21 protein-coding genes and 1 tRNA gene are annotated in these 24,619 nt (G+C 67.8%); 15 read left to right on the plus strand and 7 right to left on the minus strand.

The features are described 5' to 3' along the window. Window positions 1-43: 43 nt before the first annotated feature. Together DN412_RS30415 and glnK are read left to right on the plus strand one after the other, a co-directional pair. The gene (locus tag DN412_RS30415; RefSeq protein ID WP_115214964.1) at window positions 44-2,092 is read left to right on the plus strand and encodes an NAD(+) synthase; all 2,049 of its coding nucleotides are present in this window, start codon (window positions 44-46) and stop codon (window positions 2,090-2,092) included. Between the two features lie 247 nt (window positions 2,093-2,339). After that, window positions 2,340-2,678, plus strand: a complete 339-nt coding sequence (glnK, locus tag DN412_RS30420) for a P-II family nitrogen regulator (RefSeq protein WP_006162803.1) — start codon at window positions 2,340-2,342, stop codon at window positions 2,676-2,678. A 63-nt stretch (window positions 2,679-2,741) separates the two neighbouring features. On the opposite strand, the gene DN412_RS30425 is transcribed toward glnK, so the two are convergent. From DN412_RS30425 to trxB, 3 genes are all read right to left on the minus strand, one after another. Beyond that, complete coding sequence (locus DN412_RS30425) at window positions 2,742-3,383, minus strand: trimeric intracellular cation channel family protein (protein ID WP_078195509.1); 642 nt, start codon at window positions 3,381-3,383, stop codon at window positions 2,742-2,744. 13 nt (window positions 3,384-3,396) lie between these two features. Beyond that, on the minus strand, window positions 3,397-4,071 hold the full coding sequence (locus DN412_RS30430; RefSeq protein ID WP_115214965.1) for a Smr/MutS family protein: 675 nt from the start codon (window positions 4,069-4,071) through the stop codon (window positions 3,397-3,399). A gap of 143 nt (window positions 4,072-4,214) precedes the next feature. After that, a complete protein-coding gene (trxB, locus tag DN412_RS30435; protein ID WP_115214979.1) occupies window positions 4,215-5,180 on the minus strand; it encodes a thioredoxin-disulfide reductase in 966 nt (321 codons plus the stop codon). 234 nt (window positions 5,181-5,414) lie between these two features. Here trxB and DN412_RS30440 point away from each other — a divergent pair, with 234 nt between their 5' ends. The 5 genes from DN412_RS30440 (at window position 5,415) to DN412_RS30460 (ending at window position 10,564) form a co-directional block, all read left to right on the plus strand. Further along, window positions 5,415-7,748, plus strand: coding sequence for a DNA translocase FtsK (locus DN412_RS30440; protein ID WP_115214966.1), 2,334 nt, complete (start codon window positions 5,415-5,417; stop codon window positions 7,746-7,748). Between the two features lie 169 nt (window positions 7,749-7,917). Continuing rightward, window positions 7,918-8,553, plus strand: a complete 636-nt coding sequence (lolA, locus tag DN412_RS30445; protein ID WP_115214967.1) for an outer membrane lipoprotein chaperone LolA — start codon at window positions 7,918-7,920, stop codon at window positions 8,551-8,553. 8 nt (window positions 8,554-8,561) lie between these two features. Next, window positions 8,562-8,999 carry a hypothetical protein gene (locus DN412_RS30450; RefSeq protein WP_115214968.1) on the plus strand — a complete coding sequence of 146 codons (438 nt, stop codon included), beginning with the start codon at window positions 8,562-8,564 and terminating at the stop codon, window positions 8,997-8,999. Window positions 9,000-9,009: 10 nt separating this feature from the next. Further along, window positions 9,010-9,357, plus strand: coding sequence for a hypothetical protein (locus DN412_RS30455; RefSeq protein ID WP_078195514.1), 348 nt, complete (start codon window positions 9,010-9,012; stop codon window positions 9,355-9,357). A 169-nt stretch (window positions 9,358-9,526) separates the two neighbouring features. Continuing rightward, entirely contained in the window at window positions 9,527-10,564 is a 1,038-nt protein-coding gene (locus DN412_RS30460) for a Fe(3+) ABC transporter substrate-binding protein (protein ID WP_115214969.1), read from the plus strand. A gap of 195 nt (window positions 10,565-10,759) precedes the next feature. Here the strand turns inward: DN412_RS30460 and DN412_RS30465 are convergent, their stop codons facing one another. After that, window positions 10,760-11,431, minus strand: coding sequence for a HEAT repeat domain-containing protein (locus tag DN412_RS30465; RefSeq protein ID WP_115214970.1), 672 nt, complete (start codon window positions 11,429-11,431; stop codon window positions 10,760-10,762). Window positions 11,432-11,544: 113 nt separating this feature from the next. Beyond that, entirely contained in the window at window positions 11,545-13,185 is a 1,641-nt protein-coding gene (locus DN412_RS30470) for an ABC transporter permease (protein WP_115214971.1), read from the minus strand. Window positions 13,186-13,320: 135 nt separating this feature from the next. Here DN412_RS30470 and DN412_RS30475 point away from each other — a divergent pair, with 135 nt between their 5' ends. From DN412_RS30475 to DN412_RS30500, 6 genes are all read left to right on the plus strand, one after another. Then, the gene (locus DN412_RS30475) at window positions 13,321-14,454 is read left to right on the plus strand and encodes an ABC transporter ATP-binding protein (RefSeq protein ID WP_115214972.1); all 1,134 of its coding nucleotides are present in this window, start codon (window positions 13,321-13,323) and stop codon (window positions 14,452-14,454) included. 89 nt (window positions 14,455-14,543) lie between these two features. Beyond that, window positions 14,544-15,899 carry a replication-associated recombination protein A gene (locus tag DN412_RS30480; protein ID WP_078198473.1) on the plus strand — a complete coding sequence of 452 codons (1,356 nt, stop codon included), beginning with the start codon at window positions 14,544-14,546 and terminating at the stop codon, window positions 15,897-15,899. 106 nt (window positions 15,900-16,005) lie between these two features. After that, window positions 16,006-17,310 (plus strand): serine--tRNA ligase, encoded by a 1,305-nt coding sequence (gene serS / locus DN412_RS30485; RefSeq protein WP_115214973.1) that lies wholly within the window; start codon window positions 16,006-16,008, stop codon window positions 17,308-17,310. A 78-nt stretch (window positions 17,311-17,388) separates the two neighbouring features. Next, window positions 17,389-17,478, plus strand: a tRNA-Ser gene (locus DN412_RS30490). Window positions 17,479-17,652: 174 nt separating this feature from the next. Further along, window positions 17,653-18,579 carry a DUF1653 domain-containing protein gene (locus tag DN412_RS30495; RefSeq protein ID WP_115214974.1) on the plus strand — a complete coding sequence of 309 codons (927 nt, stop codon included), beginning with the start codon at window positions 17,653-17,655 and terminating at the stop codon, window positions 18,577-18,579. Beyond that, a complete protein-coding gene (locus DN412_RS30500) occupies window positions 18,576-19,718 on the plus strand; it encodes a phosphatase PAP2 family protein (protein ID WP_123060208.1) in 1,143 nt (380 codons plus the stop codon). Before DN412_RS30495 ends, DN412_RS30500 begins: the two co-directional genes overlap by 4 nt. Here the strand turns inward: DN412_RS30500 and paeA are convergent. Both paeA and DN412_RS30510 read right to left on the minus strand, forming a co-directional pair. Further along, complete coding sequence (gene paeA, locus DN412_RS30505) at window positions 19,600-20,919, minus strand: polyamine export protein PaeA (protein WP_115214975.1); 1,320 nt, start codon at window positions 20,917-20,919, stop codon at window positions 19,600-19,602. The genes DN412_RS30500 and paeA overlap by 119 nt on opposite strands. 75 nt (window positions 20,920-20,994) lie before the next feature. Next, a complete protein-coding gene (locus DN412_RS30510) occupies window positions 20,995-21,960 on the minus strand; it encodes a LysR family transcriptional regulator (RefSeq protein ID WP_115214976.1) in 966 nt (321 codons plus the stop codon). A gap of 133 nt (window positions 21,961-22,093) precedes the next feature. Between DN412_RS30510 and DN412_RS30515 the strand changes: the two genes are divergently transcribed. Then, complete coding sequence (locus DN412_RS30515) at window positions 22,094-23,377, plus strand: D-amino acid dehydrogenase (protein WP_115214977.1); 1,284 nt, start codon at window positions 22,094-22,096, stop codon at window positions 23,375-23,377. 105 nt (window positions 23,378-23,482) lie between these two features. Further along, window positions 23,483-24,394 carry a glutamate/aspartate ABC transporter substrate-binding protein gene (locus DN412_RS30520; protein WP_115214978.1) on the plus strand — a complete coding sequence of 304 codons (912 nt, stop codon included), beginning with the start codon at window positions 23,483-23,485 and terminating at the stop codon, window positions 24,392-24,394. The last annotated feature ends 225 nt before the right edge of the window (window positions 24,395-24,619 follow it).

Consider the following 24,619-nt stretch of genomic DNA (forward strand, 5'->3'; position numbering starts at 1 on the left):
ATGTCCGCATTGTCACCGCATGGTCCCAACACCAAGGCCCGACATGAAGAACCTGTTTTTCAACCTGTATTCGCACGGCTTTGCGCGTGTCGCGGTGGGCGTGCCAGTCTGCCGGGTGGCCGATCCGGCCTTCAATGCCAGCCAGACCATTGACCTGGCAATGCAGGCGGCCCAGAAGGGCGCCGTGCTGGTGGCGTTCCCGGAGCTGGGGATCTCGGCCTATACCTGTGACGACCTGTTCCACCAGCGCGCGCTGCTGGACGCCTGCGAGGCGGCGCTGGCCACCATCGTCGAGGCCTCGCGCAAGCTGCCGGCGGCGCTGATCGTCGGTATGCCGCTGCGGGTCGGGCACCAGTTGTTCAACTGCGCCGTGGTGGTGGCGCGCGGGCGCATCCAGGGCGTGGTGCCCAAGACCTACCTGCCGAACTACTGGGAGTTCTACGAGGCGCGCCAGTTCAGCGCCGCCGACAATGCCGCAGTCGATGCCATCCAGCTGCTCGGCCAGGACGTGCCGTTCGGCGCCGGGCTGCTGTTCGATATCGAGGACATCCCCGACTTCCGCTTCCATGCTGAAATCTGCGAAGACGTGTGGGTGCCGATCCCGCCGTCGTCGTTCGCGGCCCTGGCCGGGGCCACGGTGCTGGTCAACCTGTCGGCGTCGAATATCGTGGTCGGCAAGGCGGGTTACCGGCACCAGCTGGTCTCGCAGCAGTCGGCGCGATGCCTGGCGGCCTACCTGTACACCTCGGCCGGCAAGGGCGAGTCCTCCACCGACCTGGCCTGGGACGGCCAGGCGCTGATCTGCGAGAACGGCGAGCTGCTGGCGGAATCCGAGCGCTTTGCCGATACCTCGCACCTGCTCTGCGCCGATATCGACGTCGAGCGGCTGTCGCGCGAGCGCATGCACCAGGTGACCTTCGGCCACTCGGTGCGCCGCCACAAGGAAGAAGTGGGCAAGTTCCGCGTGGTGCGCTTCCCGCTCGACCTGACGCTGGAAAAGTCGCTGCCGCTGGCGCGCAATGTGGCGCGCTTCCCGTACGTGCCGACCGATCCGCGCCAGCGCGACGAACGCTGCATGGAGGTCTACAACATCCAGGTGCAGGCACTCGTGCAGCGCCTGTCGGCGAGCAAGATCAGCAAGGTGGTGATCGGCGTCTCGGGCGGGCTGGATTCCACCCACGCGCTGCTGGTCTGCGCCAAGGCGATGGACCGCCTGGGCCTGCCGCGCGCCAATATCCTCGCCTACACCATGCCGGGCTTTGCCACCAGCGACCGCACCCTGCTGCAGGCGCGCCAGCTGATGCAGATGGTGGGCTGCACCGCGACCGAGATCGATATCCGCCCGTCGTGCCTGGCCATGCTCAAGGACCTGGGCCACCCGTACGCCGCCGGCGAGAAGGTCTACGACGTGACCTTCGAGAACGTGCAGGCGGGCGAGCGCACCAACCACCTGTTCCGGCTGGCCAACTTCCACCACGCCATCGTGATCGGCACCGGCGACCTGAGCGAACTGGCGCTGGGCTGGTGCACCTATGGCGTGGGCGACCACATGTCGCACTACAACGTCAACGCCAGCGTGCCCAAGACGCTGATCTCGCACCTGGTGCGCTGGGTGGCCGAGACCGGGCAGGTGGGCGAGGGCGGCTCGGACGTGCTGCTGGCCGTGCTCGATACCGACATCAGCCCCGAACTGGTCCCCGGCGACAGCAAGCACGGCCCGGAGCAGAAGACCGAGAGCACCATCGGCCCGTACGAACTGCAGGACTTCAACCTCTACTACACGCTACGTTTCGGCTTTGCGCCGTCCAAGATCGCTTTCCTGGCGCTGCATGCCTGGGGCAACCGCGAGCACGGCGTCTGGCCCAACGGCCCGCATGTGGCGCGCAACCAGTACGGCTTGCCGGAGATCAAGCGCAACCTGGCGATCTTCCTGGACCGCTTCTTCCGCACCAGCCAGTTCAAGCGCTCATGCATTCCCAACGCGCCCAAGGTGGGCTCGGGCGGCTCGCTGTCGCCGCGCGGCGACTGGCGGGCGCCGAGCGATTCGGAGTCGGTGGTGTGGCTGGCGGACCTGGAGAAGGTGCCGGATTGAACGCAGGGCCGGCGTCGCCCCGGCGCTCGGGTGGCGCTTTGTGCACAGCTTCTCCAGCGGCTGTCCACAGGTTTATCCACAGGGCGGAAGCGTCCCCGGATGCGCGCTATCCAACGCTGCTGGCGCGCCGGTGGCGGGGCTGGCGGAAATGCAAGCGGCCAAGGGCTGGTAAAATGCCAGCCGGAGAGCGCCGCGTCCGCGGCGATGCGCCGCCAGGCGCGTGAACAAACGATAACAGGGGCCAGTCATGAAGCAGATTACCGCCATCATCAAACCGTTCAAGCTCGACGAGGTGCGTGAAGCCCTGGCTGACGTCGGCGTGACCGGGCTGACGGTGACCGAAGTGAAGGGATTTGGCCGCCAGAAAGGGCATACCGAGCTCTACCGTGGCGCCGAGTACGTGGTCGACTTCCTGCCCAAGATCAAGATCGAAGTGGTGGTGGCCGAGAACCAGCTCGACACTGTGCTGGACGCCATCGTCAAGGCCGCCCACACCGGCAAGATCGGCGACGGCAAGATCTTCGTCACCGAGATCGAGCGCGTGATCCGTATCCGCACCGGCGAGCAGGACGAAGCCGCGGTCTGAGCCCACGGGCCAGGACAGAAAATCGCCGCCTTGCAGGGCGGCGTTTTCATTGGCGGGCGGCGTTCAGCTGGGCAGCTTCCACCCGTAGCGCACCGACACCAGCCGCATGGCGATGATCGCCAGCGCCCCGGTCAGCAGCGCCGCTTCCTGCTGCACCGCCAGCCAGGTCATGCCGACATAGATCCAGCAGCCGATGAAGGAACAGGTGGCGTAGGGCGAGCGGTCGCGCAGGATCATCGGCACTTCATTGCACAGCACGTCGCGCACCACGCCGCCGAACACCGCCGAGATAATGCCCATCATCACCGCCACGGTGGGCGTCATCTGCGCCACCAGCGCCAGCGAGGCGCCGGTCACCGAGAACAGTCCCAGCCCGATGGCATCGGCCACGATCATGGCCCGGTCCGAAGCCACGCGGCTGACCACGCGCAGCACGAACGAGGCGCCGAACGACATCACGAAGATCAGCAGCACATAGCCTTCGTGGTCGACCCAGTAGAACGGGCGCCGGTCCAGCAGCACGTCGCGCACGGTGCCGCCGCCGAAGGCGGTGGCAAAGGCCACCACGAAGGTGCCGACCACGTCCAGGCGCTGCTTGCGCGCGTCGACCACGCCCGAGACCGCGAAAGCGAGCACGCCGATCACCTCCATGATGTGGAGGATCAGGGGCAGCCGCCCCATCAGCAAATCAAGCGGGAGATGCATCCGGGCGGGTGTGTCAGGTGCGCGGCTGGCGCAGCAGCACCATCAGCGCGCCGGCGCCGCCTTCGGCCTCGCGCGCCTGCACGAAGGCCAGCACTTCTTCCTTCTGCACCAGCCAGCTGCGCACCTTGCCCTTGAGCACCGGCAGCTTGTCGGGCGAGCCCAGGCCCTTGCCGTGGATCACGCGCACGCAGCGCACGCCGTTGCGTACCGAGCGGCGCAGGAACTCGGCCAGCGCCTCGCGTGCCTCGTCGCTGCGCAGTCCGTGCAGGTCGACTTTGTCCTGCGGCACCCATTCGCCGCGGCGCAGCTTGCGGACCACGTCCATGCCGATGCCGGGCCGGCGGAACGACAGCGTCTCGTCGGTTTCCAGCAGGCTTTCCACATCGAAATCATCGGACAGCGAAGCCGCCAGCACCGCTTCGTCGTTGCGGCGCGACTGCACCGGCACCGGGGCGGGCTTGCTGGCGGGCAGCGGGGCGCGGTTGCGGTCGCGCAGCTGGCTGACCTGGCCCACGCTGGTGCGGAACACATCGGCTTCCTCGCGGGCACGCTGGGCCGCCTGCTCGGCTGCCAGGCGCTCGGCTTCGCGGCGCTCGGTATCGGCCTTGAGGTTGTCGCGCAGCCTGGCAAGGTCGTTCAGGCCGAAACGTTGGGGCGGTCGGTCGGGTTTGCGGGCGCCGTGCGTCATTGAAAATCTCCGGGGGCTCGGCGCCGATTATATCGACTGGCGGGGCGGCAGGAGGGCGGCAGGGGATGCCGGGGGATGCCGGGGGATGCCGGGGGAGGTGCGCCGGCGGGCCGTGGCGGCCCGGCCGGCGGAGGGGGCTGTGCTTACTTCAGGGCTTCGACAAAGCGCTGGGCATCCAGCGCGGCCATGCAGCCCGTGCCGGCGCTGGTGATGGCCTGGCGGTAGACGTGGTCCTGCACGTCGCCGGCGGCGAACACGCCCGGCATGCTGGTGGCGGTGGCGTCGCCCTGCAGACCCGACTTGGTCACCAGGTAGCCGTTTTCCATGGCCAGCTGGCCCGTGAACAGGTCGGTATTGGGCTTGTGGCCGATGGCGATGAACACGCCCGCCAGCTTCAGGTCCTCGGCCTGGCCGGTCTTGCTGCCGCGCACGCGGATGCCGGTCACGCCGGATTCGTCGCCCAGCACTTCGTCCAGCACGCTGTCGTAGCGGATCACGACGCGGCCTTCCTTTTCACGCTGCAGCAGGCGGTCGACCAGGATCGGCTCGGCGCGGAAGCTGTCGCGGCGGTGGATCACGGTGACCTTGCTGGCGATATGCGACAGGTACAGCGCCTCTTCCACGGCGGTGTTGCCGCCGCCGACCACGGCCACTTCCTGGTTCTTGTAGAAGAAGCCGTCGCAGGTGGCGCAGGCCGACACGCCGCGGCCCATGAAGGACTCCTCCGACGGCAGGCCCAGGTACTGCGCCGAGGCGCCGGTGGCGATGATCAGCGCGTCGCACGTGTATTCACCGGCGTCGCCGATCAGGCGGAAGGGGCGGGCCGGCTGGCCGTTTTCATCCACCAGCCTGGCGGTGTGGATGTGATCGAAGATGATTTCGGTCTTGAATTCCTCGGCGTGCGCCAGCAGGCGCTGCATCAGCTCAGGACCCTGGACGCCCTTGGCATCGCCCGGCCAGTTCTCGACGTCCGTGGTGGTCATCAGCTGGCCGCCCTGTGCCAGGCCGGTGATCAGCACCGGTTCCAGGTTGGCGCGGGCGGCGTAGACCGCGGCGGTATAGCCGGCGGGACCAGAACCGAGAATCAGCACTTTTGCGTGTTTTGCCATGATGCGTTCCTGTGGCCGGTGCGGCATGCTGCCCACCGGCATTGCTCGAAAGCGACATTATAAGAGGAGCCGCATTTGCTCACTGTTGCAAATTCCAATGGGTGCGATAGTCTCGGGCCACGTTAAAATGGCCGCCACGATGACCGTCAGTCACCCGGTGAGTGACCACTGACTGCGCGCGGCATCGGCCCGAAACGCATCCGGAATCACCCTAAACGCGAGTCTTAACCAGGCATGGCCCGAGCTACCACGACCACCCGCACTGATCCGTCAGCCTTGCCATCCCGCATCGGCAAACTGCTGGGCGAGGTCCGCTGGTTCCTGCTGCTGGCCGTCACGCTGGGCTTCCTGTGCGTGCTGGCCAGCTACAGCAAGACCGATCCCGGCTGGTCCCATGCCAACCAGGTGGCCGATATCCACAACCTGGGCGGCCGCGTCGGCGCCTGGGTGGCCGATGTGCTGTTCTTTATCTTCGGCTTCTCCGCCTACTGGCTGGCGGTGCTGCTGGTGCGCCGCTGCTGGCGCGGCTGGCGCGCGCTGACCGCCGAGCTGCCCGAGCGCGCGGACCACAGCCTGCACCGCCAGGGCGTGACCATCAGCTGGATCGGCTTTGGCCTGACCCTGTTCTCCAGCATGGGCCTGGAGGCGATCCGCATGTACCCGCTGCGCGCCGCGCTGCCGCGCGCCCCGGGCGGGGTGCTGGGCGACCTGCTCGGCGGCTGGCTGCAGGTGGCGCTGGGCTTCACCGGCGCGACCCTGCTGCTATTGCTGCTGCTGGCGATCGGGCTGTCGCTGTTCTTCCATTTCTCGTGGCTGACCGTGGCCGAGCAGATCGGCGGCTTTGTCGAGACCCTGTTCCTGGGCTTCAAGGCCCGCCGCGAGAGCAAGCAGGACCGCATCATCGGCGAGGCCGCCAAGGTCGAGCGCAAGGAAACCGTCGAGGTCCAGCGCGTGCGCATCGAAGAGGCAACGCCGGTGCAGATCGTGCGCCCGCAGGCGGTGCCCAAGCATGAGCGCGTGGAACGCGAGAAGCAGCAGCCGCTGTTTGCCGATATCCAGGATTCGGACCTGCCGCCGCTGTCGTTGCTGGACCCGATCCCGGCGCACCAGGAAACCGTCAGCGCCGAGACCCTGGAGTTCACCTCGCGCCTGATCGAGAAGAAGCTCAAGGACTTCGGCGTCGAGGTCAAGGTGGTGGCGGCCTACCCGGGCCCGGTCATCACCCGGTATGAGATCGAGCCGGCCACGGGCGTCAAGGGCAGCCAGGTGGTGAACCTGGCGCGCGACCTGGCGCGTTCGCTGTCGCTGGTGTCGATCCGCGTGGTCGAGACCATCCCGGGCAAGAACTACATGGGGCTGGAGCTGCCCAACCCGAAGCGCCAGACCGTGCGCCTGTCGGAAATCCTGGGCTCGCAGGTCTACAACGAGAGCGCGTCCAGCCTGACCATGGCGCTGGGCAAGGACATCGCCGGCAAGCCGATGGTGGCAGACCTGGCCCGCATGCCGCACTGCATGGTGGCCGGCACCACGGGCTCGGGCAAGTCGGTCGGCATCAACGCGATGATCCTGTCGCTGCTCTACAAGGCCAAGGCCGAGAGCGTGCGCCTGATCCTGATCGACCCGAAGATGCTCGAAATGAGCGTGTACGAGGGCATCCCCCACCTGCTGTGCCCGGTGGTGACTGATATGCGCCAGGCCGGCAATGCGCTGAACTGGGCGGTCGGCGAGATGGAGCGCCGCTACAAGCTGATGAGCAAGCTGGGCGTGCGTAACCTGGCCGGCTACAACAAGAAGATCGACGAGGCCGCGGCCCGCGAAGAGAAGATCCCCAACCCGTTCAGCCTGACCCCGGACGCACCGGAGCCGCTGGACCGGCTGCCCACCATTGTCATCGTCATCGACGAACTGGCCGACCTGATGATGGTGGTCGGCAAGAAGGTGGAAGAACTGATCGCCCGCATCGCGCAAAAGGCGCGCGCGGCCGGCCTGCACCTGGTGCTGGCCACGCAGCGCCCGTCGGTGGACGTGATCACCGGCCTGATCAAGGCCAACGTGCCGACCCGGATCGCGTTCCAGGTCAGCAGCAAGATTGACTCGCGCACCATCCTCGACCAGCAGGGCGCCGAAACGCTGCTGGGCATGGGCGACATGCTCTACCTGGCGCCAGGCACCGGCCTGCCGGTGCGCGTGCACGGCGCTTTTGTCTCGGACGAGGAAGTCCACCGTGTGGTGGAAAAGCTCAAGGAGTCGGGCGAGACCAACTACATCGAGGGCATCCTCGAAGGCGGCCTGACCGATGACGCCGGCGGCGGCGACGGGTTTGGCGGCGGCGCGGGCATCGGCGGCGGCGGCGAGGCCGATCCGCTGTACGACCAGGCGGTCGAGGTGGTGCTGAAGAACCGGCGCGCGTCGATCTCGCTGGTGCAGCGCCATCTGCGCATCGGCTACAACCGCGCCGCGCGCCTGCTCGAAGACATGGAGAAGGCCGGGATGGTCTCGGCCATGTCGGGCAATGGCAACCGCGACATCCTGGTGCAGGGTGGCGGTGCCGCGCGGGAAGATGACTGAGCGCCGCTCGCGCGGCAATCACCGTAATATCCGGTTACCCGACAGCGCGCGGCAAACGGAATCCCCGGCCGGCCGCCGGCTCTAAAAGGACAGGTTGCCCGTATCGGCGCCGGCAATCTGCCTGGCGCCGACACGGCGGCAGCACCCTACAACAACCAGGACCCGAACCATGCGAAACCGCATTCTCGTGTCGGCTTGCGCCGCGCTGGCGATGTTCGCCCTCCAGGCGCCGGCCCATGCCGCCGCCACCGACCAGTTGCAGAGCTTCGTCTCCGGCGTGAAGAGCGCGCGCGGCGAATTCACGCAGCGCCAGGTCAAGGGCCAGGGCGCCGACGTCAAGGTGACCGGCACGTCCAGCGGCACCTTCGTGTTCTCGCGCCCGGGCAAGTTCACCTGGCGCTATACCAAGCCCTACGACCAGTTGCTGCAGGCCGACGGCCAGACCCTGTATATCTACGACAAGGACCTGAACCAGGTCACCGAGCGCAAGCTCGATGGCGCGCTCGGTTCCAGCCCGGCGGCGATCCTGTTCGGCAGCAACGACCTGGAAAAGAACTTCGTCGTGAAGAACGGGCCGACGCGCGATGGCGTAGAGTGGCTGGAGCTGACGCCCAAGGCCAAGGACACGCAGTTCGAGCGCATCGGCATCGGCTTCAAGGCCGGCAACCTCGAGGCGATGGAGTTGCGCGACGCGTTTGGCAATACCACGCTGCTGACCTTCACGGGCATGCAGAAGAACCCGCCGCTGGCGGCCGATGCGTTCCGGTTCACGGTGCCCAAGGGCGCCGATGTGATGAAGCAATGAGGCCCGCCATGAACGATCCGCAAGCAGGTCCGGCAGTCACCCTCCGTTCGCGCCGCCGTCAGGGTGCGGTGCTGCTGGCCGGTGCCGGCGCGTTGCTGGTGGCGGCATGCGCCAGCAGCGGCGGCGGTGCCAGCAAGTTCGATGTCGATTCTTTCCTGCGCGCGTCGGACTCGGCGTTGCCCGAAGTGCTTGGCAACGCGGCCTTCCTCAAGGCCACGCGCGTGCCTGCCAACGACTGCGCGGTGATGCTGCAGTCGGCCAGCACCGGCGTGCTGGAAGACCTGCCGCCGAGCAGCAGCGCGCGCGGCCCGGCCTGGCTGCTGCATCCGAAGGACCAGCCTGGCCAAGTGTGGCTGGTGGTCAGCGAGGCGGGCGGCGAACGCACCTGCCACGGCCCGTTGCCGGCCGATGCGATGAAGACACTGACCGACCGGGCCAAGGGATGAGGAGAACCCCATGACAGTGATGCGAACCATCTTCCGTTGCACGCAATACGCCGCCGCGCTGGCCGCGGGCGGTGCCTTGCTGGCGGCCTGCGCCGCGCAGCCGGCCGGGCCGCAGGCCCCGGCGCCGACCGGCCCGCAAGGCGCGCGTGGCACGCCGGAGGGCTGCCCGGCCGACAAGATGGCCGACGATACCCTGATCGGCAAGCCCGAGGCCGAGGCCATCGGCCTGCTGCAGGGCTGCGCATGGCGCCTGGGCGAGCGCGACGGCCAGCAGTTCCCCGGCACCATGGACTACAACCCGCAGCGCCGCACCCTGGGCGTCAAGGCCGGCAAGGTGGTCTGGGTGCGCCGCGGCTGATCATGCGCCCATCTCCCCTGGATTGACCTGTCAAAGACCGTTGACATGACGGAAATGTAATTTGACCGCCGGAACAAGAATCAATATTGTTTCCCGCTGACCGGAATCCAATAACCGGGCGGCCTCGGGTCCTCGGCGGCTGCCCAAACCATGCTGGGGAGCCATCCGCGTGAAGACCACTATCCGAACCTTGCTGCCGCGCGCCGCGGCGCTGGCCCTGCTGACCCTGCCGCTGGCCGCGGCGGCGCAGGAAAAGGTGCTCAACCTTTATACCGCCCGGCATTACCAGACAGACGAGGCGCTGTACGCCAATTTCACCAGGCAGACCGGCATCAAGATCAACCGCATCGAAGGCCAGGAAGACCCGCTGCTGGAGCGCATCCGCAACGAAGGCGCCAACAGTCCCGCGGACGTGTTTATCACGGTGGATATCGGCCGCCTGTGGCGCGCCCAGCAGGCCGGCGTGTTCGCGCCGGTGAAGTCGAAGGTGCTGGAGTCGCGCATCCCGGCCAACTACCGCGATCCCCATGGCGAGTGGTTTGGCTTCTCGGCGCGCGGCCGCGTGATCGCCTACAACAAGACCGCGGTCAAGGCGGGCGATATCGCCAGCTATGAAGACCTGGCCGATCCCAGGTGGAAGGGCAAGGTCTGCACGCGTTCCAGCGGCCATGTCTACAACCTGTCGCTGGTCTCCAGCCTGATCGCCCACGACGGCGAGGCGCGCACCGAGCAATGGGCGCGCGGCGTGGCCGCCAACCTGGCGCGCGTGCCCAAGGGCGGCGACACCGACCAGCTCAAGGCGGTTGCCGCCGGCGAGTGCGACGTGGCCATCGCCAACACCTACTATATCGCGCGCGTGCTGAAGTCGACCAAGCCGGAAGACAAGGCCGTGGCCGACAAGCTGGGTGTGCTGTGGCCGAACCAGTCGAGCCAGGGCGTGCATATGAACGTCTCGGGCGGCGGCATGCTCAAGCACGCGTCCAACAAGGAAGCGGCGGTCAAGTTCCTGGAGTACCTGGCCAGCGACGAGGCACAGCGCTACTTTGCCGACGGCAACAACGAATGGCCGGTGGTGCAGGGCGTGAAGGTCAGCAACCCCGCGCTGGAAGCGCTGGGTACGTTCAAGGCCGACAGCATCAACGTGGCCGAACTGGGCAAGTACCAGCCGCAGGCACAGAAGCTGGTGGACCGCGCGGGCTTCAAGTAAGCCAAGGGCGTTATGCCTGCTGCAGGTTTGCTCCCCTCTCCCGCTTGCGGGAGAGGGGCCGGGGGAGAGGGCAGGCACTGGCATACCGACACGCCATACTTCGTCGACATGCCGGCCCTCTCCCCAACCCTCTCCCGCAAGCGGGAGAGGGAGCACGGAAGTGGTTGTTGATCCGTCAGCAGCCAGATGTCCCTGTCACAGCAGGAACCGCTTATTCCCTGTCACCTGCGTCGGCTCGACCTTGCGGAACGTCAGCTTCACGCTGCTGTTGAGCCGCCGCCCGGCCTGGCGCCGCACCAGTGCCCGGTGCTGCATGCCCTTGTGGCCGACCGTGCCTTCGGCATAGGGCTGGTCCGAAGTCCCGCCCAGCGCCATCGCGGCCAGCGCCTGGTTGCGCTCCGCCGCACTCTTTTCCAGCAGCTTGTCCAATGCCATGCGCGCGCGCACCTGCGCGGCGAGCGCGGTATCGCCGGGGTTGGCGCGGGCGCGCTCGGCGTCCCACGGCAGCTGCACCTTGCCGGCCAGGCGACGCAGCGCGGCGCGCAGTTCGGCGCCATCCATGCGGGTTTCCTGGACGATCCAGACCGCATCGTGGCGCACCACTGCTTCGGCATCGGCCATGCAGCGCACCAGCGCCGGCTGCAGCTCGGGCGACGAGAACTGGCGCGCGCGGCGGATGGCATTGAGCGCGATGCGGCGTACCTGTGGATTGGCGTGATCGATCAGGTCGGCGATGACGCGCGCGGCGGTGTCGGCCGAATCGATCATCTCGGCGAACTGACCGGCCAGCGAGACTTCTTCCACGCCGCTCAGCTTGTTGCGGCTCAGCCGGTTCAACTTGAACAGCAGGATGTGATATCGCAGCATAGGTTCTTGCGCGGCAGGCATTGCCGCGGGTCGCTCCCGGGCGAACGCCGGGCCATAAGAGGCTATCGGCGCGGGGCGGCGCGACTTTAGGCCAGGCAGCGTGGGGGGAAGGCTCAGTGCCGCTCTTCGCGCCGGATCGTGCGCGACAGCAGGATCACCGGCAGCAGGCCGACGGCGACGATCACCAGCGAGGCGGTGGCGGCCTCGGTCAGGCGCTCGTCGGCGGCAAGGTTGTAGGCCTGCACGGCCAGCGTGTCGAAGTTGAACGGGCGCATCACGAAGGTGGCCGGCAGTTCCTTCATCACATCGACAAAGACGATCAGCGCCGCGGTCAGCAGGCTGCCGCGCAACATCGGGAAATGCACGCGCCGCAGCGTGGCGCCGGGGCCGTGGCCCAGGCTGCGCGCGCCAGCGTCCATGCTGGGCGTGATCTTGCCCAGCCCGGCATTGACGGTCTGCAGCGCCACGCCCAGGAAGCGCACCAACAGCGCATAGACCAGCGCGGCAATGCCGCCGGTCAGCAGCAGCCCCACCGACAGCCCGAATTGCTGCTGCAGCCAGGCCGACAGCGCGTTGTCCAGCCGTGCCACCGGCACCAGCACGCCCACGGCGATGACCGAGCCCGGCAGCGCATAGCCCATGCCGCACAGCCGCGTCAGGCCGCGCATCAGCCAGCTGCGCTTGCCGTTGACCGCGCGCGCGGCGTAGCCCACCGCCAGCGCGACCGCCACCGCGGCCAGCGCGGTGGCGCTGGCCAGCAGGAAGCTGTTGCGCACCAGCCCGACAAAGCGCGGGCCGAACTGTGCATCGCCGTCGGTGAAGGCCATGCGGCACAGCATCAGCGCGGGCACCAGGAAGCCCAGCAGCACCGGCACCAGGCATACCGCCAGCGACAGCCAGCCGCGCGCACCGTCCAGCGTCCAGGCCACGGCGCGGCGCTGGTTGCCGTAGACCTGCGCGCGGCCGCGGCTGGCGCGCTCCATCAGCAGGATGGCGGCGACAAACAGCAGCATGCACGCCGACAACTGCGCCGCGGCGTTCTTGTCACCGAGCGAGAACCAGGCGCGGTAGATGCCGGTGGAGAAGGTCGGAATGGCAAAGTAGGCGACGGTGCCGAAGTCGGCCAGCGTTTCCATCATCGCCAGCGCGGTGCCGGCGACGATGCCGGGGCGCGCCAGCGGCAGCACTACGCGCCAGAGCCGGCTCCAGGTGCCGTGGCCGAGCAGGCGCGCGGCCTCCAGCGTGTTCTGGGTCTGCTGCAGGAAGGCGGCGCGGGCAGTCAGGTAGACGTACGGGTACAGCACCAGCGAGAACAGGGCGATCGCGCCGCCAAGCGAGCGGATCTCGGGGAACCAGTATTCCCGCGCCTTCCAGCCGGTCAGCTCGCGCAGCCAGCCCTGGACCGGACCGGCGAACTGCAGCGCGTCGGTGTAGGCGTAGGCGATCACGTAGGCCGGCATCGCCATCGGCAGCACCAGCGCCCATTCCATCACGGCGCGGCCCGGGAAGCGGTAGGTCGATACCAGCCAGGCAGTGGTCACGCCCAGCAGCAGCACGCCCGCGGCGACGCCGCACAGCAGCCAGACGGTGTTGAGCACGTACTCCGCCAGCACGGTGTCGATCAGGTGGCGCCAGGTCTCGCCGGCGGGCAGCAGCACCGCCGAGGCGATCACCAGCACCGGCACGGCGATCAGCAGCGCCATCGCCAGGGTGGCCAGGGTCAGGGGATGGAAGCGGCGGCGGGACAGGAGCATGCGTCGGAGGGGGGAAGTGCTGCGTGGGCGGAACTGCCGCAGGCAGCTTGCGGGCTGCCGCATTCTAGCAATGGCGGACCGGCGCGCAGCCAGAAAGGAAGTCCGACCGCCCGGCTGCATCCCTATAATGCGCACATGCGAACCGATTCCTATTCACGCTTGCCCGGTGTCCAGGCCCGCAGCCGGCCGGCGACCCGCGCAGGCGCCGTCGACGCTGCTGCCGCCGCCGCTGCCGTCATCGAGGTGGACCATATCCGTCACGCCTTTGGCCGCCATGCGGTGGTCAAGGGGCTGTCGTTCTCGGTGGCGCGCGGCAATATCGCCTGCCTGCTCGGTCCCAGCGGCTGCGGCAAGACCACGGTGCTGCGGGCCATCGCTGGTTTCGAGCCGCTGCAGGACGGCCGCATCGTGCTGGACGGGCAGACCGTGTCGTCGTCCGGGGCGCTGCTGGCGCCGGAGCAGCGCCGCATCGGCATGGTGTTCCAGGACTACGCGCTGTTCCCGCACCTGGATGTGGCGGCCAACGTGGGCTTTGGCCTGACGGGCGCCAGCCGGGCCGAGCGCGCGGCGCGCGTGGACGAGGTGCTGCAGCTGGTCGGCCTGGCCGGTGCGGGCCGCAAGTATCCGCACGAGCTGTCCGGCGGCCAGCAGCAGCGCGTGGCGCTGGCGCGCGCGCTGGCACCGCGCCCGGAGCTGCTGCTGCTGGACGAGCCCTTCTCCAACCTCGACGTCGACCTGCGCGAACGCCTGAGTCTGGAGGTGCGCGCGATCCTGAAGGCGCAGGGCACCACCGCCATCCTGGTCACGCACGACCAGTACGAGGCCTTTGCCATGGCCGACGAGATCGGCGTCATGCACGACGGCGTGATCGAGCAGTGGGGCAGTGCGCATGACCTCTACCACCGGCCGGCATCGCGCTTTGTCGCGGGTTTTATCGGGCAGGGCGTGCTGATGGCAGGGCGGCTGCGCGAATCGGCGGAGATCGAACTGGAGTTGGGCCTGCTGCGCCCGGCAGCGCCGCTCGATCTCCCGGCAGGGGCGGCCGTCGACGTGCTGGTGCGCCCCGACGACATCATCCACGACGACGCCAGCCCGATGCGCGCCGAGGTGGTCCACAAGGCCTTCCGCGGCGCCGAGATCCTGTACACGCTGCGCCTGGCCAGCGGCGGCCGCGTGCTGGCGCTGGTGCCGTCCCATCACAACCATGCCGTGGGCGAGCGCATCGGCATCCGTGTCGAGATCGAGGACGTGGTAGCGTTTGCCGCCTAGCCCGCTGTAGCGCGCGTCAGGAGGGGCAGGGCGCCGATGGTCTACACTGTTGCGTTCTGCATTCTGCGCATTTACAGGGCTTGACTACCGTGGCGGACACGCTGTTTTCCGATACCCCAGACCGCTCCCGGCAACCGCTGGCCGAGCGCCTGCGCCCGCGCACCATCGACGAAGTGATCGGGCAGCAGCACCTGCTGGGCGCCGGCAAGCCGCTGCGCGTCGCGTTCGAGTCCGGCGAGCCGCATTCGATGATCCTTTGGGGCCCGCCGGGCGTGGGCAAGACCACGCTGGCGCGGCTGATGGCCGATGCCTTCGACGCCGAGTTCATCGCGCTGTCGGCGGTGCTGTCGGGCGTCAAGGACATTCGCGAGGCGGTCGAGCGCGCCGAGCAGTTCCGCGCCCACGGCCGGAGCACGCTGGTGTTCGTCGACGAGGTGCACCGCTTCAACAAGAGCCAGCAGGATGCCTTCCTGCCGCACGTGGAAAGCGGGCTCTTCACCTTTATCGGCGCGACCACCGAGAACCCTTCGTTCGAAGTCAACGGCGCATTGTTGTCGCGCGCGGCGGTCTATGTGCTCAAGAGCCTGGACGATGCCGAGCTGACGCAGCTGGCGCTGCGGGCCAGCGAAGAGCTGGGCGGCGTGACATGGCAAGACGAGGCGCTGCAACTGATCGTGGCCTCGGCCGACGGCGACGGGCGCAAGCTGCTGAACAATATCGAGATCGTGGCGCGCGCCGCGCGCACCGCCGGCGCGGTGCAGATCGATACCGCGCTGCTCGGCAGCGCGCTGTCGGAGAACCTGCGCCGCTTCGACAAGGGCGGCGATGCCTTCTACGACCAGATCAGTGCGCTGCACAAGTCCGTGCGCGGCTCGGACCCGGACGCCGCGCTGTACTGGTTCTGCCGCATGATCGACGGCGGCGCCGACCCGCGCTACCTGGCGCGGCGTATCGTGCGCATGGCGTGGGAGGATATCGGCCTGGCCGACCCGCGTGCCGCCCGCATCACGCTGGATGCCGCCGAGACCTATGAGCGGCTGGGCTCGCCCGAGGGCGAACTGGCGCTGGGCCAGGCGCTGATCTACCTGGCCGTGGCGCCCAAGTCCAACGCCGGCTACAACGCCTACAACGCGGCGCGCGCCTTCGTCGGCAAGGACAAGTCGCGCGCGGTGCCGGTGCACCTGCGCAACGCGCCGACCAAGCTGATGAAAGAGCTTGGCTACGGCCACGCCTACCGCTATGCGCACGACGAGCCGGAGGCCTACGCCGCCGGCGAGCACTACTTCCCTGACGACCTGAAGGCCCAGGGCTGGTACCAGCCGGTGCCGCGCGGGCTGGAGGGCAAGATTGCGGAGAAGCTGCGCCACTTGCGCGAACTGGACGCCGCCTGGCACCGCGAGCAGCGCCCAGCCAGGGGCAAGGATGGCGGCAAGGGCGGGGACTGAGCCTCGGGCGCTAGCCGGCACCGCCCTGTTCGCGCCGGACGGGGCTGGTGCAGTAAAATGGCGGGTCCGCCGGCATGTCGCTGGCCCAGCACTTCACCCTAGCAACATGCTCGACATCCAGCTGTTCCGCAAAGACATCGACGCCGTGGCGCAACGCCTTGCCACGCGCGGCTATCAACTTGACGTGGCGGCGTTCCAGGCACTTGAGGCCGAACGCAAGCAACTGCAGACCCAGACCGAGGAGCTGCAGGCCCGCCGCAACAGCCTGTCCAAGCAGATTGGCATGCTCAAGGGCAAGGGCGAGGACGCCTCGGCCGTGATGGCCGAAGTGGGCGGCATCGGCGACACGCTCAAGGCCTCGGCCGCGCGGCTGGACGAGATCCAGGCGCACCTGTCGGAACTGATGCTGTCGATTCCCAACGTGCCGCACGAAAGCGTGCCGGTGGGCAATGACGAAACCCAGAACGTTGAGGTGCGCCGCGTGGGCACGCCGCGCCAGTTCGACTTCGAAGTGCGCGACCACGTCGACGTGGGCGAGAAGCTGGGTCTGGACTTCGATACCGCGGTCAAGGTGACCGGTTCGCGCTTCTCGATGCTGCGCGGCGGCCTGGCGCGCATGAACCGCGCGCTGGTGCAGCTGATGCTCGACACCCATACGCAGGAACACGGCTACACCGAGATGTACGTGCCGTACATGGTCAACGCCGCCTCGATGCGCGGCACCGGCCAGTTGCCCAAGTTCGAGGAAGACCTGTTCAAGGTGCCGCGCAAGGTCGGCAGCGAGGACGGCGAGCGCATCGAGAACTTCTACCTGATCCCGACCGCCGAGGTGCCGCTGACCAATATCGTGCGCGACGCCATCGTCGCGGGCGAGAAGCTGCCGCTGCGCTTTGTCGCGCATACGCCGTGCTTTCGCTCGGAAGCGGGCTCCTACGGCAAGGACACGCGCGGCATGATCCGCCAGCACCAGTTCGACAAGGTCGAGCTGGTCCACGTGGTGCCGGCCGGGCAATCGTTCGACGCGCTCGAGGAACTGACCGGCCACGCCGAGGCGATCCTGAAGAAGCTGGAACTGCCGTTCCGCACCATCGTGCTGTGCACCGGCGACATGGGCTTCGGCGCCACCAAGACCTACGACCTGGAAGTGTGGATTCCCGCGCAGAATACCTACCGCGAAATCAGCTCGTGCTCGAGCATGGGCGACTTCCAGGCGCGCCGCATGCAGGCGCGCATGCGCACGGGGCAGGGCAAGCCAGAACTGGTTCACACCCTCAACGGCTCCGGCCTGGCCGTGGGCCGCACGCTGGTGGCGATCCTGGAGAACTACCAGAACGCCGACGGCTCGGTCACGGTGCCGGCCGCGCTGCAGCCATACATGGGCGGCATCACCCGCCTGGAACCTGAGCTGTAAAAAACCACTGCCAGCCTATTGCATCGGCTGGCGGGGTATGGCTATAATCTTGGTTTCGCCACACGGCAACAAGTTACCGGAGAGGTGGCAGAGTGGTCGAATGTACCTGACTCGAAATCAGGCGTACCGGCGACGGTACCGTGGGTTCGAATCCCACCCTCTCCGCCAAAACAAAAAGCTGTCGGAATCGACCACCGGCAGGCAACAACAGTGTAGTAAAACTCAGGCCGACGCCCACGAAAGTGCGCGTCGGTTTTGTTTTTTTCCGCGGCCGGTTTTCATGCGGCGGGCATGCGCTGCCACGCTCACCGCGGTGCCGGGCGCACGCGCAGGTGCACTATCATGGCGATCCGCAACGCAGGATGCCGCACCATGACACAGCCACCCGCCAGCCAATCCGACGCACCGGTCTTCCACGGCGACCCTGCCGAACTGCCGGCCGATCCCAACCTCATCGCCGGTATGCCATACCGGCACTACAAGGGCGGCGCCTACACGGCAGTCGGCATCGGCCGCTTTGAAGCCGATCTTGCGCCGGTGGTGGTCTATCGCGCGATGCGCGATCCCGCATTGCTGTGGGTGCGCCGCGCCGATGTGTTCAGCGAACCGGTGGCCACGCCGCAGGGCGAGGTGCCGCGCTTCGCGCCCGACTGGCCCGCCGCGCTGGCCTGCCTGGACTTCCTGCCGCGCCAGGTGGTGCTCGATGTGCTGGCGCTGCACGACACGCCCTACCGTCACTACCACGACCGCCGCCATATCCTGGAGATGTTCGATGCCGCCCACGCGCGCGGCATTGCGCTCGACCGCGCGCAGGCGCTGGCGGTGCTGTGCCACGACGCGGTCTATGTGGCGGGGTCCGGGCACAATGAAGCGGCATCGGCGGCGCTGATCGAAACGGTGGCGCCCGGCGAGGATCGCGCGGTGCTGGACCGTGCCGCGCGGATCGTGCTCGACACGCAGGGTCATCGCCCCAGCATTGAGGGCGCCGAAACCGTGCTCGATCTCGACCTGCTCAGGCTGGCCGCGCCGCCGGACGTGTTCGATGCCCACAGCCTGGACGTGTTCGCCGAGAACCGTGCCTTGCTGGCCGCGCGCACGGGCTTGCAGGGGGAAGCGCTGCAAGCCGAATTCATGCGCCGCCGCGTGGCCTTCCTGCACAAGCTGGCACAGCGCCCGCAACTCTTCCTGACTGACGCCTTTGCCGACTGCGAGGCACCGGCTCGCGCCAATATCGCCCGCATCGTCGGCGCGGTGGGTGGGCTCCCGTGATTGACGTGCCGGCGCGTGCTAGCACCTTCGCTAAGGCCTGGCTGACGCCAGGTACGGCGCTGGGGCTGCTCGTGCTGTTCACGCTGGTGACGGTGCTGCTGCTGAGCCTGGTGCCGCTGCTGGTGGCGCTGTTGCGGCCGGTGGTGCGCTGGCTCGACCGGTGGCGCGTGTGGGGAGCCGGCGTGCTGTCCGCGCGCATGGCCGCACGGCCGCGCCGGCTGACCACGCTTACGCTGCGCGTGCTCGAGCGCGACCTGGCCGAGCTGCTGGTGGTGCTGCTGGCTGGCGCCGTGCTGCTGGCCTGCGGCAGCGCGCTGTTCTGGCTGGCCGGCGAGGTTGCCGAAAGTGGGGGCGTGGTGCGCATCGACCAGATGATATTTGCGCAGCTGCGTGCCCTGCGCACCGATTGGCTCGATATCGCGATGGTGGCCGTGACCGAACTTGGCGGCGCGCGCGTTTCGGTGGCGGTCGGCGTGGCGGTGTTCGCGTGGCTGTGCTGGCGCCGGGCCTGGACGGTGGCGCTGTACTGGGCCGCCGCGCTGCTGGGTGCGCGCGCCTGCGTGATGGCGCTCAAGCTGGGCATGGCGCGCGTGCGCCCGGCCAGCATCTACAGCGGGCTGGAGTCGTATTCCTTCCCGAGCGGCCACGCCGCCAGCAGCATGGTCACCTATGGCTTCCTGGCCTTCCTGATGTGCCTGCGCCAGCCGTGGCGCGTGCGCATCCCGGTGCTGGCGCTGACCGTGGTCGCGGTGGCGGCGATCGGGGTATCGCGGCTGTACCTGGGCATGCACTGGCTGTCGGACGTGGCCGCGGGCTATGCGCTGGGACTGGCGTGGATCGCGCTGCTGGGCACGGCCTACCGCACGCTGCATGGGCCGGCGCCGGAGGACTCGGTGGCGCCGTGGCGGCTGGGCGTGGTGGCGTCAGCAGCGGTGGTGGTGACGTTCAGCTACGTGGCGTGGTTCCGTCTGCCGGACACGCTGGAGCGCTATCGGCAAGTCGGCGGGCAGGCCGGTGCGGCTACGCCAGCGGCGCTGGCGTTGCGCCTTCCGGTGCCTGCGGCAGGCGCGACACCAGCAGCTGGTCGATCTTGTGATGGTCGATGTCCAGCACTTCGAAGCGATAGCCCGCCACGGTGATCGACTCGGATTTCTTCGGGATGCGCTTGAGCGCATAGATCACCAGCCCGGCCGCGGTGTCGACATAGTCCTCGCCGGGCAGGGTGTCGAGTTCCAGCGCCTTCTTCAGGTCCACCAGCGGCGTGAGGCCGTCGACCAGCCAGGAGCTGTCGTCGCGCCGCACGATCTGCTCGTCCTCGCTGGAATACAGGATGTCGCCCATCAGCGCGCCGACGATATCGTCCAGCGTGACGATGCCCACCACCAGCCCGTACTCGTTCATCACCACGGCAAAGTTCTGGTGCATCTCGCGGAAGCGCGTGAGCGCCTCGGACAGGGTCAGCGTGTCCGGGATCACCAGCACGTTCTTGTCGTGGTGGCGGCCGATATTGCCGATCGCGGCGGCGCTTTCGTCGGCCAGCAGCAGCTGCAGGATATCCTTGGAATCGATATAGCCCTGCACGTCGTCCAGGTCGTGCCCGCACACCGGGTATTGCGCGTGTGGCTGGTTGACCAGCTTGCGGCGCACGCTGTCGGCGGGTTCGTCGAGACTCAGGTAGACCACGTCGTCGCGCGGCGTCATGATCGCGGTAATGCCTTTGAACTCGAGCTCGAACACATTCTCGATCAGATGGATTTCATGCTTGTGCAGCACGCCGGCTTCGGCGCCGGCATCGACCATCGCGGCGATGTCCTCGGTAGTGATCTGGTCGACTGGCTTGGTCGGCAGCCGCAGCAGCCGCAGCATGGCATCGGCGGCGGCGTTGAAGATCCAGACCAGCGGCTTGAGCACGCGCAGCAGCGTCAGCATCGGGTCGATCACCGCCAGCGCGCATCGCTCGGGAAAGGTCATGGCGATGCGCTTGGGAATCAGGTCGGCAAACTGGATGAACAGGAGCGTCACGATCAGGAACGAGCCGATATTGGCGGTGCGCTGCGCATGGACTACCTGCATATAGGGCGACAGCGTCTCCAGCAGCAGGTCCGACACATGCTTCTCGCCCAGGATACCGGCCAGGATGGCCACGCTGTTGACCCCGATCTGCACGATCGTGAAGAAATTCCCGGGCTCTTCCTTGAGCCTGAGCACGCGCGTGGCGCGGCCGTCGCCGCGCTCCGACAGGACTTGCAGCTTGGTGCGGCGGGCAGCCGTCAGCGCGATCTCGGAAATCGAGAAAAAGGCGCTGACCAGGATGAGGAGGAGCAGGATCAGGACGAACATGGGTGGCTTTGCGCTGACAGGTTGTGCCTGCAGGCGGTTTGATGATGGTGCACGGCGCGCGCGGCTGTCAATGTGTCACTCGCGGCTCCTGGCGGGCGCGGCGTCGAAGCTGATCGTCGGCGCTTCCAGCCGCTGCGGCAGCGTTGCCGCCAGGTCTTCGGCGGCCAGCGCAAACTGCGCGCGCAGGTCGTCGGCCAGGCTGGAGCCGGCGCGGTGGCTGGCGCGCAGCATCTGGATCTCGAGCGGCAGCGCCGGCGCCACGTCATGCAGCGCGACGCGCTCCGCGCTGGCGCTGAGCGCGGTGTACTGGTCCAGCAGCGTCATGCCCAGCCCCGCGTCGACCAGCGCCAGCGCCAGCGAGTAGGTCTGCACCTCCAGCGTCGAGCGCGGCTCCAGCGCGTGCCGGGCCAGGGTCTGGCGCACCAGCAGTCCGAGCGAGCTGTTGTCGTCATAGCCGATGAAGGGGCGCTCCATCAGCTTCTGCATCGGCACCGCCCGGCGGCGTGCCCCGGCGGGCAGCGGCTGGCCGCGCGGCACCGCCAGCAGCATGCGGCCGCTGGCCACCGGCTCGCTGGAGATGGCCTCGTGGCCGGGCGGCGCAAAGGCGAAGCCCAGGTCGATCTGGTTGGCCAGCAGGGCGCCGACGATCTCGTCGGTATGGTGGGTCAGCACCTGCACCTGCGTGTCCGGGTGGCGCGCGCAGAAGCGCCGCACTGCCGGCACCAGCAGCGGATTGGCCAGGCTCGGGGTGGCGGCCACGCGCAGCCGGCCGGCGCCCTTGTGACGCAGGCTTTCCGAGACCCGGCGCACACGTTCGATCTCGCCATATAGCCTTTCGACATCGCCATACAGCGCATTGGCCTCGGGCGTGGCCTGCAGCCGGCCGCGCACCCGTTCGAACAGGCGGAAGCCGAGCGAGGCCTCGGCATGCTGCAGCACGCGCGTGACCACCGGCTGCGACACATGCAGCAGGCGCGCGGCCTCGCTGACAGTGCCGGTCAGCATCACGGCGCGGAAGACTTCGATCTGGCGCAAACGCATGGAATCTCGGGCAATCGGAGGGGGTGGGGCAGGCATCCATAGCCTCAAGACATATTCTGGCACGTATTCGCATTGGGCAAGCCGCGGCCGCTGGACTACTCTCTGCCAGATCGAGGGCAGCAGAGGAACGGCGATGCGGGTGGTGATCGTGGGCGCGGGCGTGGTGGGCATGACGACGGCATGGCGCCTGGCCGGGGACGGCCACCAGGTGACGGTGCTGGAGCGCCACGACGGCCCTGGCGAGGAGACCAGCTTCGCCAATGGCGGGCAGCTCAGCTACAGCTATGTGGCGCCGCTGGCAGGGCCGGGGGTGATGGCCAAGGTGCCGGGCTGGCTGCTGCGGCGCGACTCGCCGATGCGCTTCCGCCCCGCGGCCGACCCGGCGCAGTGGCGCTGGCTGGCGGCCTTCATGCGTGCCTGCAACGCCGCCGCCAGCGAAGCCACCACGCGCAAGCTGCTGCGGCTGGGGTTCTATTCGCGCGACCTGATGCAGGCCTTTGTTGCACAGCACCAGCATGACGACGGCGGCGCCGGTTTCAGTTTTGCGCGGCGCGGTAAGCTGGTGGTGCATCGCGATGCGGCGGCGTTCGAATCGGCCTGCCGGCTGCTGGACTACCAGGCCAGCCTGGGTTGCGAGCAGCAGGCGCTGGACCGCGACGCCTGCGTGGCGCTGGAGCCCGCACTGGCCGGCATCCGCGATGAGGTTGCCGGCGCCATCCATACCCCGAGCGAGGAGGTGGGCGACTGCCACCGCTTCTGCGTATCGCTGGCACGCATGCTGCAAGACAGGGCGCACGCCGGCGTGTCGATGCGCTTTGGCACTGTCGTGCAAGAGCTGGCACAGCAGGGCGGGCGCGTGACCGGCGTGCGTACCGCCACTGGCGTGGTACCGGCCGACATTGTCATCGTGGCCGGCGGCATCGGCAGCGTGCCGTTGCTGCGCCCGCTGGGCGTGCGGCCGATGCTGTGGCCGCTCAAGGGTTACAGCATCACCGTGCCGCTGGCCGGCGGTGCGTGTGCGCCGCATATCAGCGTGACCGATTTTGCCAACAAGATCGTCTATGCGCGCATCGGCAATACCTTGCGGGTGGCGGGCATGGCGGACCTGGTGCGCGGTGGCACCCGCATCGACCCGGAGCGGGTCGGCGCGCTGGTGTCCCAGACGCGCGCGCTGTTCGAGGGCATCGTGCCGGACCTGCCGCTGGCGCAACTGCAGCCCTGGGCCGGCTTGCGCCCGGCCACGCCGGACGGCCTGCCGCTGGTGGGGCCGTCGCGGGTGTCCGGGCTGTGGCTGAACCTGGGCCACGGTGCGCTTGGCTTTACGCTGGCAATGGGCAGTGCCGGCCTGCTGGCGGACCGGCTGGCAGGGCGCCGTCCTGCCATCGAAGCCGAGGATTTTGACGCTGCGCGCGCATAGCGCCGCAGGCAAGTACTGATCCATGCCGTGCCCGTGCGTGCGCAAGACACGACGCGGTCCACGGAACATGCCGCATTGACCAGGTCCCACTACAAGGAGCGCCACTTGAAATCACTGCAACCCCACCGATCCGCCACCCGCCGCGCGCTTGCGGCCGCCACGCTGCTGCTGGCCGCCGGCGTCGCCCATGCCGCCGATGGCGACACGCTGAAGAAGATCAAGGACAGCGGCGTGATCTCGCTTGGCTATCGCGAATCGTCGATCCCGTTCTCGTACACCGACGGCAAGGAGGTCATGGGCTATTCGCATGAGATCCTGCTGCAGATCGTCGACAAGGTGAAAAGCGAACTAAAGCTGCCCAACCTGAAGGTGCGCCTGACGCCGATCACCTCGCAGAACCGCATCCCGCTGGTGCAGAACGGCACCATCGACATCGAGTGCGGCAGCACCACCAACAACCTGGAGCGCCAGAAGCAGGTGGCGTTCTCCAACAGTATGTTTGTCTACGGCATCAAGATGCTGACCAGGAAGGATTCGGGTGTGAAGGAATTCACCGACCTGAAGGACCGCAACGTGGTCACCACCGCCGGCACCACCGGCGAGCGCCTGCTGGTCAAGATGAACGGCGAGAAGGCCATGAACATGAACCTGATCAGCACCAAGGACCACGGCCAGTCCTTCCTGATCCTGGAGACCGGGCGCGCCGCCGCCTTCGTCATGGATGAGCCGCTGCTGTACGGCGAGCGCACAAAGGCCAAGAGCGCGGGCGACTGGGTGGTGGTCGGCACGCCGCTGCAGACCGAGAACTACGCCTGCATGTTCCGCAAGGACGATCCCTCGTTCAAGCAGCTGGCCGACGGCGTGATCGCCGACCTGCAGACCAGCGGACGTGCCGAGAAGCTCTACAACAAGTGGTTCATGTCACCGATCCCGCCGCGCGGCATCAACATGAACTACCCGCTGTCGGCCGACATGAAGGCGCTGTTCGCGGCGCCCAACGACAAGGCTTACCAGTAAGCGGTGGCGCGATGCCGCCGGGGCGGCATCAGTCCCGGCGGTTATTTAGCCATAATGAATCGGTATTTAACGTTCGATAGTGTTTGCGGTAGTGTTGAGCCCGATATAGATACTATGAAGGGCCGCGAAGGAACAAGCCCCTGGAGTAAAACGAAGATTCGCAGTCTCGTTTCTCGAAAGGAGCACGCAAATGAACATGCCTGACACAGCCCTTCAGGGGCAGAA

This window comes from Cupriavidus lacunae, from assembly GCF_003353055.1.
GTDB lineage: Bacteria > Pseudomonadota > Gammaproteobacteria > Burkholderiales > Burkholderiaceae > Cupriavidus > Cupriavidus lacunae.